This is a genomic window from Catonella sp., assembly GCF_052169795.1.
Lineage (GTDB): Bacteria > Bacillota > Clostridia > Lachnospirales > Lachnospiraceae > Catonella.
The window spans coordinates 48,632-63,717 of record NZ_JBQNBU010000005.1 but is presented as its reverse complement, the minus strand read 5'-3'; the positions used below and the strand labels follow the sequence as shown (position 1 = coordinate 63,717).

Below are 15,086 nucleotides of genomic sequence, written 5' to 3'. Positions count from 1 at the left end.
ATATTACGAGAATATTTGAGTGATACAAATTGAAGCAAGAGGGCTGTGCCAAATATAAGGTGCAGCCCTTCATTTCTCTACAAAACCTCTCTGACTTTCCTTGCCAAATATAACGGAATATTGATTATTCCACCATCTTTTCTATATCCTCTCTTGGAAAACCTTAAAGCATATTTTGGCTTATTATCTGCAACATATCTTTTAAAAGACGGAGCAGACTTATCTTCGCCTGCCTTTACTTCAATAGGAATAATATCAGTACCATATTGCATCACAAAGTCTATCTCTCCGGCTTTATCTGAAAAATATCTTGGTTCTACATCGAATTGTCCGTGAAGTTGCTGTAATACATAATTTTCAGTTAAAGCTCCCTTGAATTGATAATCTGTTTTTAAAAGAATTGCACTATTATCTATTCCTGCCATTTGCTTTAAAAGTCCGGTATCAAATACAAAAAGCTTAAATTGGTCCAACTTGTCAAAGGCAGAAAGAGGATGTTCCATTTTAGAAACATTATTAACTTTGTTAAGCATACCGGCAGAAACCAGCCATTCTATAGCCTCTTCAAAATCTCTTGCCCTACCGCCGTCACGAACTGCTCCATACATAAATTTTTCATTAGCCTTTGCAAGCTGTGAGACAATACTGCGGAAAACCATAAGTATACGACCGCTGTTAACCTTGCCGTTATGTTTGGAAAAGTCATGTTCATAAAGCTCGATTAATTCCTGTTGAATACCTGCTATCTTGGCAGGATCTTTATATTTTAACCAAGAAGCCACACATTCGGGCATTCCGCCTATTATAAGATAATTATTGTATATATCTGACAGACTGTTATGAAAAATATCTTCAATATGCTGTCCCTTTTTAACAGTCTTATAATATTCATATAGATTAGGACTGACCGCCTCAAGAAATTCATCAAAGGTAAGTGGATAAATATTGAGAAGATTAACCATTCCCACAGGGTAAGACTTTGGTTTTGCAAGCAGTGTTCCAAGCAGGCTTCCGGCAGCAATTACATGATATTCATTAGCTTTTTCTTTAAAATATTTAAGTGTATTAAGGGCTTCAGGGCATTCCTGAATTTCATCAAAAATTATTAAAGTGTTTCCGGTTGTTATTTTTGTACCGGAAATCATGGATAATAACTCAATTATTCGGTGTGGATTTTTATTTATTTCAAAAATAGACTTAAGTTTATCATCTTCATCAAAGTTAAAATACACATAACTGTTATAATAAGTTTTGCCAAACTCTTTCATTATCCATGTTTTGCCAACCTGTCTTGCACCTTTTAGAACCATGGGTTTTCGTTCTTCGCTATTTTTCCAAGCTATCAACTCTTGTATGGCATTCCGATTCATATGCAAACCACCGCCTTTTAAAATTAACACATTTTTCCGTGTTTATTATAATAAATTAACACATTTTTCCGTATCTTTCAATAAAAATTAACACATTTTTCTCATTCCCTATACTTCCCTGGAGTAACTCCGACAGCTTTCTTAAATTTCTTAATAAAATAAAAATAGTCGTTAAATCCCACGGCTTCACTTATTTCGGCAAGACTCATAGAATTTGATTTAAGTAACTCCTTTGCTTTCCCTATTCTAAGTTCAGTCAGATATTGAGTATAAGTTAGCCCTGTTTCACTTTTAATAAGTTGGCTTATGTAGTTAGCATTTAAATGAAATTCTTCTGAAATAATTTTAAGAGAAATATCCTCCTGATAATTTTTCTCAATATATTTCAGAATTGATAAAAAGCTGTTGCCGGAACCTTCATTTGCTTTAATTTCAGGAATAGAACTAAACTGTATGGTTTCAGCAGTTTTAATAAGCATTTCTGAAAATGTCTTAAAGTTTACAAGAAGCTGGGTATAGCCATAAATGATAATTTCGTCAGGGCTATAAGGTGCTTGTATATATTTACAGGAAGCAAGTTTATTGTAGAATCTGAAAGCTGACTTCATATCAAAAAGCAGGGAACAGTTTGCGGCTGAAAGTTCTGTAAGAAAGTCTTTCAAGCCATCCGGTGCCTTACCTGCTTCCTCTAATTTTCCAAACATTTCTTCGGTGAGCAGTGGGTTAGGTGTGCCGGTACAAAGAGTTGGCGTGCCATTTACAAAAAACTGAAAAGCCATAGACATAACTTCATCAAGTATCAGTCTTAAATCTTCTGTTTTCACAGCTTCCCTGTATATTCCTATTCCTCCCATGTCCTTGGTAAATGCTATTATTTTTTCGGCTTCAAGATATGAAAAGGGAGTATTTGAAATGTAGAGATAGTTGTGCTTTCCAAGTTTATGAGTAAAATCAGCCCCCAATTTGTCGCCTATATTATGTACATTCATAGAGGCTGCCAGATAAAGTCTGTCTGTATTTAAGGAAAGTTCTGAAAGTATTGATTTGATTGATTCAACATCGTTTTCTTCAATGGCATCAAGCAGATAATCGCCATTTGACTTATTTGCCTTTAGGATTTTATTGGCAGCCTTTCTTAGAGTATCGGTTAAGTCAGTTACGTCTATGGGCTTTAGAGAATATCCTGATACTTGCAGGTCTATAGCCTGCTTGGCATAGGTAAAGTCAGAATATCCTGAGAGAATAATAATCTGTGTTTCAGGTTGTGAGTTTCTTATTTCTTTGCAAAGTGTCAGCCCGTCCATTTCAGGCATGCGAATATCTGTGATAAGTATATCTACTTTATTATTTTTACAAAATGTTAAGGCATCACCCCCACAGTTTGCTGTACAGACTACATCCATAGAAAGCTCTTTCCAGGGAATGGCTGCTTGCAAATGGTTCAATACCGGGATTTCATCATCAACTAATACTACTTTTAACATTAATTTCCTCAACTTTCTCATTTTGTATGGGAATATTTATAATAACCTTAGTTCCATTCTCGGGTTCACTGTTAAGTTCTATATTACAATCACTTCCGTAGTATAAAAACAACCGTTTGGCTACATTGTATAACCCTATATGCCCCTGCCATTCATCTTCATTAAATGAAAGCGGCGCAGATACAATTTTTTTCAGTTTATTAAGGTTTTCGGGTAATATGCCCTTACCATCATCATATATGCTCATGATGAGATGGTTCTTATCAAGCCTTGCCCCGATATAAAGGGTAATAGTTTTAGTTCCCGCTTCTACGCTGTGTTTTAGCACATTTTCTACAAAAGGCTGCAAGATGAATTTCATTATAGGCACAGTGAGAGTATTTTCTCTTATGCTGTAAATTACATTCAGTTTTTCAGGGAATCGTATTTTGCAGATGGTAAGATAAGAGCGTATCATTTCAAGTTCCTTTTCCAAATCAACTATGCTTTCACCCTTTATATTGTACCTGAAAAGCTTGCCGAGAGCGGCTATAGCCTCTGCAATCTCAGGTACTGATTTTTCCGATGCGAGAGCGGCTATTGATTCCAAAGAATTATAGAGAAAATGTGGGTTTATCTGACTTCTTAGGAAATTCAACTCGGCCTGTTTCTTTCCCAGTTTTGATTCATAGAGGCTGACTGTAGCTTCCTGTAGTTCAAGACTTAGCTCATTTTGTCTTTGCATCATATCATTGAAGGAGTCTGATAGTAGTTTTATTTCTGCACAACCTTCAAGTTTTACAGGGATTTTCCCGGAAACCGGACTTATTTCTTTTAAGCTTTCTATATGTGTAGAAAGAGTCTTAAGAGGGCTTACTATATTACGCAAAATACTTCTCATAAGCAGAGTTATTATAGCAAATGAAACAAGAGAAACTGCAATTATTATAAAGGCAGCTTCACGCCCTTCATTGGTAAGCGAATGTTTGCCGAGAGCTGTAATTACCGTAAGTCCCGTATCCGGAATTCTTGATGTATATATAAGATAATCATTTGTGTTAAACAATTTGAGTTCTGAGTTTGTATCATTTCCTGAAGCTCTAATTTCCCGAAGTATCTTACTGTTAATCTCTGAACTTCCATTAAAAGGAAAACTGTTACCTTTATCATCAAGCAATATAAAATAAGTAAAAACCTTATTGTCTTTAGGCGGTACAAGGTTTGATTTATTCAAATCTAATGAGAGAAAGGCAGAACCCAAATGTTTTCCGTAGTTTATGCCGGTCTTCATACTGTAAATATTATGTCCGAAAAGCAGTTTGTAGGCTCCTTTTTCATGTAAGGTAATACTAAAAAGAGAAGAGGGCTTCAGGCCAAAGCAGTGAGAGTTGTAAATTCCGTCCATCTCCTTTGAAAACTTTCTGAGTGAGGCTTTATCATAATAATTTGACCATGCAAACTTGTCTGAAACAAGGGCAATATCGGTTATATCCTTGTTCATTACAGAATAAGAGGAGAATTGAACCTGTAAAGTCCGTATATAATCAGGGGTTTTACCGGAAAAAGGCGAAAGCATCAGGCTTTCTATGTTGTTATCAAAAAGCAGTGTAGTGAATATTGTATCAGCTCTTTTTATAAGAAAATTCACTTCGTTTTCAAACTTTTCAGCAGTACTTTTTGCATAAGCCGAAGCATTTGCGGTTATCAGCCTGTCTATTACACTGTAGCTTAGAGCAAAAAGACCTATTCCAAGTGCAATAAAGCAAATAATGACGAAGTGAAACTGCTTTAATACGGATTTTGATTTATGTTGAGGCATGATTTTAATAACCTTTCAAATTATATACTTATAGTATAATGATACAGCATCATTTATATAAAAAATATGTAATATTATTAGTTAAACATAACAATATTACATATTTTAACATTAAAAATGTAAAAAACAATGATTTAGATAAAAATAAACAAAAAACTGGTATTAAAATAACATTTTTTTGTTTAATAATAAAGTATATACTTAGACTACAAAAAGAAAACAGGAAAAAGTGAGGAAGAGAAATGAAGAAGGGAAGGGTAAAATACAGCAGTTCAGAGATAAAGAAAAAGTTAAGAAATGACTGGCTGCTTTATGCAATGATTATTCCGGTATTGGTCTGGTACTTATTGTTTTGCTATCTGCCAATGGGTGGTATTACACTTGCATTCAAAGATTTTAGATTTGACAAGGGTATATGGGGAAGTCCAATAGTAGGATTTAAGCATTTTAAGGCAATGTTTGCCAACAGAGAATTTGGAGTGGCATTCAAAAATACAATTATTTTCAGTCTTGGTAAACTTTTATTTCATTTTCCGGTACCTATCATAGTAGCAGTTTTATTAAATGAAATTAAGCTTCCAAAGGTAAGAAAGTTATTTCAGACTATATTTACATTTCCACATTTCATAAGCTGGGTAGTACTTTCAGGTATTCTCATCAATATATTTGCATCAAACGGTATAGTAAACCAGACTCTTGGAGCACTTGGGTGGGGAGAAGTAGCACCTCTGACATCAGTGGCTTATTTCAGACCGTTTATCTGGATATCCAATATCTGGAAGGAATTTGGTTGGGATGCAATTATTTATATGGCTGCACTTACCAGCATAGATCCGCAACTTTATGAGGCAGCAGAAATAGATGGTGCAAACAGATTTGAGAAAATACTCCATATCACATGGCCGGGTATCCGAGGTATAGTAAGTACAATGCTCATCCTTCAGATAGGAGGAATAATGAGCGGTGCTTCTTTTGATCAGGTATTTAACCTTTATTCGGCACCTGTATATCCTGTAGGTGATATTCTTGATACTTATGTATACAGAAAATCCTTTATAACCGGTGCAAACTTTGGATATACTACAGCTGTAGGTCTTCTTAAATCGGTTATAGGAGTGGTACTTCTCCTTACGGCCAATAAGGCAGTTACCAAAATGGGAGAGGAGGGCTTATTCTAATGAAGGAGAGAAAAACAGTTAAGCTTTTCGATATCATACTTTATGTATTGTTTGGAATATTAGCTCTTATAACAATTTATCCGTTTTACAATGTATTCATTGTATCATTTTCAAACACAAAAGCCAGCGTGGAACATTCACCGTACATTTTGCCTTATGTGTTCGATTTAGAGGGATATAAGGCAATAATGAATGATATATTTTTCTTCAAATCCCTTTTGGTAACTATCTTTGTTACTGTAGTGGGTGGAACACTTAATATGGTTTTTTCCATTATTGCAGCCTATGTACTTTCAAGAAGAGGACTTATTGGAAGAAAGTTTTTGTTAAGCCTTATTCTTTTTACAATGTTCTTTTCGGGAGGGATGATACCTACCTATCTTGTAATAAGTGATTTTAAGCTGGTAGATAATGTATTCTCAATGATACTGCCGACTATGTTAAATACTTATTATGTAATTATAATGAAGAATTATTTTGCAAGTCTGCCTATAGGGCTTTCGGAGGCGGCAAGTATAGACGGTGCCAATGCACTAACAATACTTCTTAGAATATATTTACCCATATCAAAACCGTTTATGGCAACTTTTGCCCTCTTTTATGCGGTTGAAAGATGGAATGGATGGTGGTCTGCCTTCCTTTATATAAGCAATAAGAATATAAAGCCTTTACAGATTTATTTAAGAGAAGTACTGGTAAATTTCAATACTCAGCTTGCAACGCAGGCACAGTCGATGCTTACACAGGAGAAGATTTTTATACAATCTGTTCAGATGGCGGCTATAGTTGTTACAATGTTACCTATACTTTGCCTGTATCCGTTTTTGCAAAAGTATTTTGTATCCGGTATTATGATTGGCTCAATTAAGGAATAGTACACTGAAAGCAGTGTTTCTATAAAGGGAATTAGTAAAGAAAAGGAGAAGAAAAGAGATGAGAAAACACAAAAGATTGTTGGCAGCTTTCTTAGGAATGACAATGGCAGCATCAATGCTTGCCGGTTGTGGGAATGGCGGAAACAATGATAAGCCGGCAGAAAAGTCAGGTAAAGCAGTAGAGAGTACTGCAAGTAGCTCAAAGGGCAGTACAGATACTGACAGTGCAAAGCCTGTAGATGTAACGGTGGCTATTTGGGGAGTTGATGATGGACTTTCAGATCCTAATGATCCTATATTAAAGACTCTTGAGGAGAAGACAGGAGTACATCTTGTTCCGCAGAACATAACCTGGGATGATGCTCAACAGAAAGTTCAGCTTTGGGCAACCAACGGACAGCTTCCTGATATCTTTGTAGGTGATTTTGTAGGAAAAGCCTTCTTTGGAAACTGGATTGAGCAGGGTACAATCAGAGCCTTGCCTGATGATTTATCAGCTTATCCAAATCTTACAGAGTACCTTAAGATGGAAAGGGCTCAGGCAGCAATGAGAGATGGAAAGTACTATATGATACCAAGAAGTACTTACAAGGATATTTCTTACAGTGTACTTGACAGAAACATAGCTTACAGATGGGATCTTGCAAAGAAGGCAGGAGTTACCAAAGAGCCTGAGACCTATGAAGAGTTTGCTGATATGATTAAAAAGATAATAGCGGCAGATCCTGAGAAAAAGAATATATCGGGTATGACTCAGGTGAATCCAAGTGTTTTGGCGGGCTTCATCCTTCCTTACGGCGGTATACTTGAGAAAAAATGGGTAGTAAATAAAGAAGGAAAATTTATGCCAAGTTATTTGGCAGATAAGGAAGGCCTTGTATCAGCCTTAGAGCTTGCAAGAAAGTACTATACAGAAGGAGTTGTAGAAAAGGATATAGCACTTGCTAAACTTGAGACAAGTAAAGAAAAGTTCTTAAAAGGTGAAAGTGCAGCAGTAGCATTTACCTGGGCAGGACCTACAGGACTTTACAACAATATGGTAAAAGATTATGAGCAGCTTTATCCTGATCGCAAGTTCATAGATGATGTTAAGATTGCTAAGCTTTATCCGGGACGTGACGGTAAGAAACATTACTTTGTAGATACAGAAGCTTGGAGTGAGAGTTATTTCTCATCTAAGGTAGATGATGAGAAGATGGCAGCTATATGCAGACTTTATGATTATCTTTACTCAGAAGAAGGCAGGAGACTGATGTTCTGTGGTATAGAAGGTGAGGATTATGATGTAAAAGATGGAAAGGTTGTGGCTAGAGAAGGAGTTAATATTGCAACTAAGTACAAATTTACAAATCCTAATACTGATATAAACAGTCTTGGTATGTGGAGACCATCTTCATGGGATATGAGTTATCCATCAGGTATCCCTATGGAATATAGGCAGCTCAGTGAAGACAGGCATATGGATGCTGTAAATAACGGAACACTTCCAAAATATTATGACAATGTACTCTTCTTATCCACACCGCTTAAGAGTGAGTTTGTGCTTAATGTCAATGATGACTTTATGCAGATTATGATGGATACACAGCCTGTTAGTGAAATGGTTGACAAATTGTATGAAAACTATGAGAATAACGGACTTTCAGCTATGATTGAAGAGGTAAATCAGGTAGCTGCAGAGAAGGGAATTACCAAATAAATTTTAGATAATAAATCTATCCTGCCATTTCTATGATGAGATGGCGGGGTATTTTTTTATAGGATACAAGTACCAAAAGCATTTGACATCCGTATCTTATAATAAGCTAGATTTTCAAGGTAAGTGCAACACTTTATAAAAATAGTAAATGCAACACTATTGCTAGATAAAATAATAAAATTATATCAATAAAATCAGACTGAATTTAATCAAATTTGGCCTGATTTTATTGTTTTTGGCGAAAAAATGGTATAGCAAACAGACCTGAAACCATATCTTTCAGGTTAAATGCAACGGTTTTTAGTGTTGCGTTTACTTTGAAAGGTATTTACTTTATCCCTGGTTAGTGTTTTAATAGTTTTGGAGTCAGATTTACATCACTTTCACTTATTATTTTAAGCTTTAGTTTTGTAAAAAACTCCTTAGGCAGTGTGGTTATGGCTATCTCATACGGGCTTTTACCAAACAAAGACTTCCGCACATAACTGTTTATGTGATTAGTGACCAGAAGTGCATCACTTACGGTAAGATTTTTGAAAGAAACACCCTTGGGCAGGATGGTTCTTATAAGCTTATGGTTATTTTCACACTGCCCTTTTTGGTCTGAGCGGTTTGGCTCACAGAAGAAAATCTTAGTACGCTTTCCTCCGAATAATGAGTTCTCTAAACCGTCTATGTCTGAGAATTCATGCCCGTTGTCGGTGAGGATTAGAGGGAAACATATGGCAAAAAGTTCTTTTCCAAGCTTTCTTTCGAGGCTGTCAAAAAGCTCTTTAACACATTTTGCAGTATGCTCTTTAAGTTTGAATACAAGCTGCATATGAAACTGCGTGAAGTAAAGCGTGAGCAAAACCTGAGAATCTTCTTTTTTACCTTCAACGCAGTCCATCTGTACTACAGGGATATCATTTTCGGAAATATACTTTCTAAAATCGGAGTATAGGTGTCCGGTTTTTCTAATGCTTTTCAGTTTTGGTGCTGTTCTAACCTTTCTTTTTCTCCGCTTAACAGCCTGAGGAAGGTCTATTATTCCTGCATCCATTTCCCCTGCCATAACAAGCCTTCTTAAGGTAGACTCGCTAATATTAAGTCCACTTTCATTATTCTTGGCTATATGGTAAAGTGACTGTCCTTTTTTTATGCGTGGCGAGACTATGCTGTTTATCCTTGTTATGTCATAAAGAGTAAGGTCAAAACCATTTCGTGACTGTACAAGGGTATCACAGTAAGCTAAATGAGCTTTTTTAGCATCGTAGAAATGTTTTTCAAGACGGCAGTATCCTCTTTTTGCACATCCGTTGCACAGCTTTATTGTGGAACCATTCCAGTGTTTACAGCTTTTTTTGTTATAATGTCCACAGTATTTTTTGGCAAGATGGCATGAGCGGCATTTTTTATTGCAGTCTTTGAGAGGTACCTGTCAGAGTAAGTGCAACACCATGTTGCATTTAAGTTGAAAAACTACAAACGGATTTAAATCGGACTATAACTGCTATTGTATTGAAGGTAAGACCTTCCCGGAAGATAAGGACAGACTTATAAATATAATGAAACCGCTTATTTTACAGGAAGATGCTAAAAAGGAAAACACCAATGACTTTAGCAGACTATTAACTGAGATAGAGAAAGTTTCCGGACAGAAATATACTGAAATTAAAAAGAGAATCGAATATTTCAGGTATTTTCATATAGTGCGTGAGGAGAGCCAGTATCTTTGGGAAACCCTGTTTTATTATGTGAGAAAATGCCTTAAAAGAACTAATTTTCTGTTACTGGACAATGAAGATTATAGGGCAGGAATAGCCAATCTTTTTCATAAAGAACTGATGGAAACTTTAAAAAGAGGGTATTTAAGTGAAAGTGACAAAGAAAAAATAAACAGGAGAAATCAAAAATATCCGCTTGCAGTTAAGGTGTGGGCTTTGCAACCACAAAGTTTAAGGATGGAGACAGAATAAGGGTAGACGGAGATAAGGGAGAGGTAAGTAAAATTTGAGGGACAGAGAATAATTAAAAACATGAGAGATAAGTAAAACCGGCAAGATAAGCAGGATGTGAAAGACAATTAATACAAGTAAAATAAGGAATACATAATAGGTAAAAGGAGCATTATCATGGACAACGGAACAAAAGAATACTTAAAAGTTATAGCTGTAAGCATCCCTTTTATGCTGTTCTCCCTTGTCACCTATAACCAGTTCAGACTTTGTGGTAATGTAAAAGATGGTATGAAGGGGCTGCTTTCGGGTATGCTCACCAATATAATTTTAGATCCGATACTTATGTTTGGATTTAAGCTAGGCTTTATAGGTGCTGCTTATGCGACTTTGATAGGGCAGATAATTGGAGCGGCAGTATTATTTGCACTTACCGGAAAGAATGGAAATATAGTCCTAAATTTGAAAAATGTGAGGTTTACAAGGGAAAATATTTATGAGTGTATCCGCAATGCTACTCTATGTATTTGCAACTTCTCTTACAATGGTTTTGTCAAGAAATACTGAAGTGATAAATATAGGTGCAGAGATACTTAGGTTTCAATGTTTTAGCCTTCCCTTTCTGGCTTATTTTGCCACAAGCAGCATGCTTATGCAGAATATCGGGAAATATTATTCTTCGCTTGTCATTTCCGTATCAAGACAGGGGATATTTTATATTCCTCTGTTGTTTGCACTTCCGTTTATTTTTTATTTTGGGGCAGAGAGGGCTGTATATGGCACAGCCTGCGGCAGATGTACCGGCATTTTTACTGGCAGTATGGTAGTTAGGAATAATAGACTCAGATAGTAAATTTCTTGACATCCGACAGCAAAGATGCTAATATTATATCAATAATTAAATAAATGCTTAATCGTTTAATAAAACTAATACAGAAAGGGAGTGCTTATTATGAAAAAAACTTATGAAATCGAAGTTGACTGTGCAAACTGTGCAAATCTTATGGAGGATGTAACAAGGAAAACAGCAGGCGTAAAGGATGCTGCGGTAAACTTTATGGCACAGAAAATGGTTGTGGAGTTTGAAGAAGGGCAGAATGAAAAGGCTGTTATGAAAGAGGTACTAAAAGCCTGTAAGAAGGTAGAGCCTGACTGCGAGATAGAGCTTTAATTCCGATTTTGGAATGATGCCCCATTTTGAAGAAAAGAGGCTGATATGAATAAAAAACAGAAAAAAATGCTCATAAGAATACTTATTACCATAGTATTGCTTGTGGCATTGAATCTTGTGCATTTAAAAGGGTTTGTAAACTTAGGGCTTTACCTTGTGGCATATCTGGTAATAGGCTATGATATTTTGAGAAAAGCTGGAAAAGGTATCTTAAACAGGCGTGTGTTTGATGAAAATTTCCTTATGGCTATAGCCACAGTCGGAGCATTTGCCCTTGCTATTTACGAAAAAAGCGGTGATTATAATGAGGCAATTGCAGTTATGCTTTTCTATCAGATAGGAGAGCTGTTCCAAAGCTATGCAGTAAGAAAAAGCCGTAAAAATATCAGCGAGCTTATGGATATCCGACCTGATTATGCCAATATAGAACGAGATGGAAAACTTGAAAAGGTGTCACCGGATGAAGTGGTTGTAGGAAGTATTATAATAGTACAGCCGGGAGAGAAGGTTCCTCTTGATGGAATTATTACAGAAGGAAATTCAACTCTTAATACCGGTGCACTTACAGGAGAGAGCCTGCCAAGAGATGCTAAAGAGGGTGATGAGATTGTCAGTGGCTGTATTAATATAAACGGAGTGCTAAAGGTAAGGACTACTAAGGAATTTGGAGAGTCCACAGTTTCAAAGATATTGGAGCTTGTGGAAAATTCCGGTGTAAGGAAGTCAAAATCAGAGAAATTCATTTCAAAATTTGCAAAGGTATATACTCCGTTTGTATGTTACAGTGCACTTGCTCTTGCATTTTTGCCGTCTTTGATAAGAATGTTATTATTACATCTTACTCCGGACTGGGATGTTTGGGTGTATAGAGCACTTACCTTCCTTGTAATCAGTTGTCCCTGTGCTTTGGTAATCAGTGTACCGCTAAGCTTCTTTGCAGGAATTGGAGGAGCAAGTAAAGAGGGCATACTTATAAAAGGTTCAAACTATCTTGAAACCCTTTCCCAGACAAAATTTGTTGTATTTGACAAGACAGGGACACTTACTAAGGGAGTATTTGAGGTAAGTGCGGTTCATCATAGTGAAATGGCTGAGGAGAAACTGATAGAGTATGCAGCCCTTGCGGAATGTGCATCTTCCCACCCTATCAGTAAAAGCCTGCGTGCGGCTTATGGCAAAGAGATTGACAGAAATCGTGTAAATGACATAGAAGAAATCAGTGGAGAAGGCGTTATAGCAAAGGTTGATGGAAGCACTGTGGCAGCAGGAAACGGCAAGCTGATGCAGAGATTAAACATTCCATATCATGAATGCCGTTTGGCAGGAAGTATAGTTCACATGGCACTTGACGGTGAATATGCCGGACATATTGTTATTTCTGATATAGTAAAACCAAACGCTGAAAAAGCGATAAAGGAATTAAAGAAGGCTGGAATTACCAAAACTATTATGCTTACAGGTGACAGGAAGAAGGCGGCTGAACAGGTTGCGGTTTCACTTAATGTGGATGAAGTGTATTGCGAGCTGCTTCCGGCTGATAAGGTAACCAAAGTTGAGGAATTATTAAATGCCAAATCAGAGAAAGTAAAGCTTGCTTTTGTGGGTGACGGAATAAATGATGCACCTGTGCTTACAAGAGCCGATATAGGAATTGCAATGGGAGCTATGGGTTCGGATGCAGCTATAGAGGCGGCAGACATTGTGCTTATGGATGACAATCCTCTGCAGATAGCAAAGGCAATTAAAATTTCTAGAAAATGCCTCGGAATTGTGTATCAGAATATAGTTTTTGCACTTGTTATCAAGTTTGGCTGCCTCTTCCTCGGAGCAGTCGGCTTAGCCAATATGTGGCTTGCAATTTTCGCAGATGTGGGAGTAATGATAATTGCGGTTCTAAATGCTATCAGGGCATTGAGGGTGAAGGATTTGTAGAATATAGGAAATAAACATAAAGGACTTCTATCCGGGTAAGTGGAGAAGTCCTGTTTTCCTTGACGTAATTTATCAACGACTTCATCAAGCAGGGCAATATTTAGTCCGCGTTTTTTCATTAATTTATAACTTTTCTTATAAGCGTTAGTGAATTTAATTGTATACATTTAATCTTCTAGCGCCTTTCTTAATTCGTCCATATCTGTATAACCTTTTATGTCTGGATTTCGGGAAATATTGCGTGCTTCATTCATAGCGTCTAAAGTATTTTGATTGTAATTTGGCATTTCTATATTAAATGGAATACCACCACGAAGAACACACTGATGAAGAAAAAGGTTTACGGCACTGGACATATCAAGCCCAAGACTATTAAACAGTTCTGCAGCCTGCTTTTTAACATTTGTATCAATACGAATTTGAGTAGGGATTGTAGCCATATAATCACCACCTTTCATAATTATAATAATCGTTTTGATATACATTGTCAATCATTTGTAAAAAATATAGATTGCATTAAAATGTGTTCTTTATACTTCTTTATAGCAAAATCGCCAGAAAAAGCCTTACCGCCCCACTAAACACGCGTGGATTATAGCCGGTCAGTTTCTCAATTCTGTTAAGCTTATACTGCAATGTGTTCTTATGCAGAAATAATTTCTCAGAAGTGTCCTTCAATGACATATCCGTAGAGAAATATACCTTTAACAAATCAATGTCTTCCTTCTCAAGCCCTGTGAGTATTTTACTGAGATACTCCTTCTTTGCCTGCTCGTTTACGCAACCCAAAAGAATTTCCAGGTCTAAATCATCAAAAACAGCTATATTTTTGCCTGCTGTAAGGCTGTGAATGGCAAGCTTTGCAGCAGAATAAGAATCATATTGCTTTAATAAAGAAGTTTGGTTGCCGATGCCGATATAAAGTATATTTTCAGAAGTTTTCGCAAAAGAGTGAAAAACATAGCTCCACTTCCGGTATTCATTTTCAGGCAGAATAAGTACATATTCATTTGGGAATATAAAAGTGTACAGTCCGGCTGATATCTGGTCAAAAAGCTTATAGATATGGCTTTCAATGAGTGAAAGATTGGATATATTATAGCGTGAATCAAGCTTGATTACTACAGTTCTGCAAACAGTATCAAACTGTAACTTGTATTCTCCTAAAAATTCATTGAGATAATCATGGTTAATTTCCGTATTGTTTACAAGGGAACGAATAATATAATTCAACTGATTTTTTCTGCCATAGTTCAGGGAATCAATTTCCTGCTCACGCAAAATAAGTGAAGTTATTTTCTGGGCAAGGATAGCAAACTGTCGGACTTCATTTGGTTCACCACTAATTCCGATTGCGGCAATAATTTCTTTATTATAACTAAAAGGGATATTTATACCTTTTTGAGTTCCGTAAAAACTGTCATCTGAGGTTATTTCAATCGTTTCAGCACTTTCGGTTACTTTTTTTCCTATTTCATGGAAATCGCCTATTCGTGAAGGGTTGGTGCTTGCAAAAATAATTCCGTTTGTATTGATATAGTTGATATCCTGTCCACATACATCTTTGATTGTATCAACTATTTTCTGAGCTGTCTTTCTAGATAAAGTAATAGCCATATATATTCTCCTTTGTGATAGCAGT

General features: G+C 36.3%; 14 protein-coding genes. 8 read left to right on the top strand and 6 right to left on the bottom strand.

The genetic code is table 11. From position 1 onward, the window contains the following. Positions 1 to 77 precede the first annotated feature (77 nt). The 3 genes from ACTTKP_RS01575 to ACTTKP_RS01565 all read right to left on the bottom strand — a co-directional run bounded on the left by ACTTKP_RS01575 (position 78) and on the right by ACTTKP_RS01565 (position 4,652). Positions 78 to 1,370, bottom strand: coding sequence for an ATP-binding protein (locus ACTTKP_RS01575; protein WP_442552150.1), 1,293 nt, complete (start codon positions 1,368 to 1,370; stop codon positions 78 to 80). Positions 1,371 to 1,471: 101 nt separating this feature from the next. Continuing rightward, entirely contained in the window at positions 1,472 to 2,854 is a 1,383-nt protein-coding gene (locus tag ACTTKP_RS01570) for a response regulator transcription factor (RefSeq protein ID WP_442552149.1), read from the bottom strand. Further along, on the bottom strand, positions 2,832 to 4,652 hold the full coding sequence (locus ACTTKP_RS01565; RefSeq protein ID WP_442552148.1) for a histidine kinase: 1,821 nt from the start codon (positions 4,650 to 4,652) through the stop codon (positions 2,832 to 2,834). Before ACTTKP_RS01565 ends, ACTTKP_RS01570 begins: the two co-directional genes overlap by 23 nt. A 242-nt stretch (positions 4,653 to 4,894) precedes the next feature. On the opposite strand from ACTTKP_RS01565, the gene ACTTKP_RS01560 reads away from it, so the two are divergent. The 3 genes from ACTTKP_RS01560 to ACTTKP_RS01550 are packed head-to-tail and all read left to right on the top strand — an operon-like array spanning position 4,895 to position 8,404. Next, entirely contained in the window at positions 4,895 to 5,830 is a 936-nt protein-coding gene (locus ACTTKP_RS01560; RefSeq protein WP_442552147.1) for an ABC transporter permease, read from the top strand. Then, a complete protein-coding gene (locus ACTTKP_RS01555) occupies positions 5,830 to 6,705 on the top strand; it encodes a carbohydrate ABC transporter permease (RefSeq protein WP_442552146.1) in 876 nt (291 codons plus the stop codon). Before ACTTKP_RS01560 ends, ACTTKP_RS01555 begins: the two co-directional genes overlap by 1 nt. A gap of 58 nt (positions 6,706 to 6,763) precedes the next feature. Continuing rightward, positions 6,764 to 8,404: an extracellular solute-binding protein gene (locus tag ACTTKP_RS01550; RefSeq protein WP_442552145.1), complete on the top strand. Its 1,641-nt coding sequence runs from the start codon at positions 6,764 to 6,766 to the stop codon at positions 8,402 to 8,404. 343 nt (positions 8,405 to 8,747) lie between these two features. Here ACTTKP_RS01550 and ACTTKP_RS01545 read toward each other — a convergent pair whose 3' ends face one another. Next, complete coding sequence (locus ACTTKP_RS01545) at positions 8,748 to 9,710, bottom strand: IS30 family transposase (protein WP_442552152.1); 963 nt, start codon at positions 9,708 to 9,710, stop codon at positions 8,748 to 8,750. Positions 9,711 to 9,951: 241 nt separating this feature from the next. On the opposite strand from ACTTKP_RS01545, the gene ACTTKP_RS01540 reads away from it, so the two are divergent. The 5 genes from ACTTKP_RS01540 to ACTTKP_RS01520 all read left to right on the top strand — a co-directional run bounded on the left by ACTTKP_RS01540 (position 9,952) and on the right by ACTTKP_RS01520 (position 13,444). Next, positions 9,952 to 10,362 carry a hypothetical protein gene (locus ACTTKP_RS01540; protein WP_442552144.1) on the top strand — a complete coding sequence of 137 codons (411 nt, stop codon included), beginning with the start codon at positions 9,952 to 9,954 and terminating at the stop codon, positions 10,360 to 10,362. A 156-nt stretch (positions 10,363 to 10,518) separates the two neighbouring features. Then, on the top strand, positions 10,519 to 10,908 hold the full coding sequence (locus ACTTKP_RS01535) for an MATE family efflux transporter (protein ID WP_442552143.1): 390 nt from the start codon (positions 10,519 to 10,521) through the stop codon (positions 10,906 to 10,908). Further along, complete coding sequence (locus ACTTKP_RS01530; protein WP_442552153.1) at positions 10,838 to 11,191, top strand: MATE family efflux transporter; 354 nt, start codon at positions 10,838 to 10,840, stop codon at positions 11,189 to 11,191. Before ACTTKP_RS01535 ends, ACTTKP_RS01530 begins: the two co-directional genes overlap by 71 nt. 102 nt (positions 11,192 to 11,293) lie before the next feature. Continuing rightward, complete coding sequence (locus tag ACTTKP_RS01525; protein WP_023355346.1) at positions 11,294 to 11,512, top strand: cation transporter; 219 nt, start codon at positions 11,294 to 11,296, stop codon at positions 11,510 to 11,512. A gap of 45 nt (positions 11,513 to 11,557) precedes the next feature. Continuing rightward, complete coding sequence (locus ACTTKP_RS01520; RefSeq protein WP_442552142.1) at positions 11,558 to 13,444, top strand: heavy metal translocating P-type ATPase; 1,887 nt, start codon at positions 11,558 to 11,560, stop codon at positions 13,442 to 13,444. A 167-nt stretch (positions 13,445 to 13,611) separates the two neighbouring features. On the opposite strand, the gene ACTTKP_RS01515 is transcribed toward ACTTKP_RS01520, so the two are convergent. After that, the gene (locus tag ACTTKP_RS01515; RefSeq protein ID WP_442552141.1) at positions 13,612 to 13,884 is read right to left on the bottom strand and encodes a type II toxin-antitoxin system RelB/DinJ family antitoxin; all 273 of its coding nucleotides are present in this window, start codon (positions 13,882 to 13,884) and stop codon (positions 13,612 to 13,614) included. 100 nt (positions 13,885 to 13,984) lie between these two features. Next, the gene (locus ACTTKP_RS01510) at positions 13,985 to 15,061 is read right to left on the bottom strand and encodes a CdaR family transcriptional regulator (RefSeq protein ID WP_442552140.1); all 1,077 of its coding nucleotides are present in this window, start codon (positions 15,059 to 15,061) and stop codon (positions 13,985 to 13,987) included. Positions 15,062 to 15,086 lie beyond the last annotated feature (25 nt).

Excerpts from the sequence above, each read along its gene's own strand:
- ACTTKP_RS01575 (WP_442552150.1), bottom strand. The coding sequence starts at position 1,370 with ATGAATCGGAATGCCATACAAGAGTTGATAGCTTGGAAAAATAGCGAA.
- ACTTKP_RS01570 (WP_442552149.1), bottom strand. The coding sequence starts at position 2,854 with ATGTTAAAAGTAGTATTAGTTGATGATGAAATCCCGGTATTGAACCAT.
- ACTTKP_RS01565 (WP_442552148.1), bottom strand. The coding sequence starts at position 4,652 with ATGCCTCAACATAAATCAAAATCCGTATTAAAGCAGTTTCACTTCGTC.
- ACTTKP_RS01560 (WP_442552147.1), top strand. The coding sequence starts at position 4,895 with ATGAAGAAGGGAAGGGTAAAATACAGCAGTTCAGAGATAAAGAAAAAG.
- ACTTKP_RS01555 (WP_442552146.1), top strand. The coding sequence starts at position 5,830 with ATGAAGGAGAGAAAAACAGTTAAGCTTTTCGATATCATACTTTATGTA.
- ACTTKP_RS01550 (WP_442552145.1), top strand. The coding sequence starts at position 6,764 with ATGAGAAAACACAAAAGATTGTTGGCAGCTTTCTTAGGAATGACAATG.
- ACTTKP_RS01540 (WP_442552144.1), top strand. The coding sequence starts at position 9,952 with ATGAAACCGCTTATTTTACAGGAAGATGCTAAAAAGGAAAACACCAAT.
- ACTTKP_RS01535 (WP_442552143.1), top strand. The coding sequence starts at position 10,519 with ATGGACAACGGAACAAAAGAATACTTAAAAGTTATAGCTGTAAGCATC.
- ACTTKP_RS01530 (WP_442552153.1), top strand. The coding sequence starts at position 10,838 with ATGAGTGTATCCGCAATGCTACTCTATGTATTTGCAACTTCTCTTACA.
- ACTTKP_RS01525 (WP_023355346.1), top strand. The coding sequence starts at position 11,294 with ATGAAAAAAACTTATGAAATCGAAGTTGACTGTGCAAACTGTGCAAAT.
- ACTTKP_RS01520 (WP_442552142.1), top strand. The coding sequence starts at position 11,558 with ATGAATAAAAAACAGAAAAAAATGCTCATAAGAATACTTATTACCATA.
- ACTTKP_RS01515 (WP_442552141.1), bottom strand. The coding sequence starts at position 13,884 with ATGGCTACAATCCCTACTCAAATTCGTATTGATACAAATGTTAAAAAG.
- ACTTKP_RS01510 (WP_442552140.1), bottom strand. The coding sequence starts at position 15,061 with ATGGCTATTACTTTATCTAGAAAGACAGCTCAGAAAATAGTTGATACA.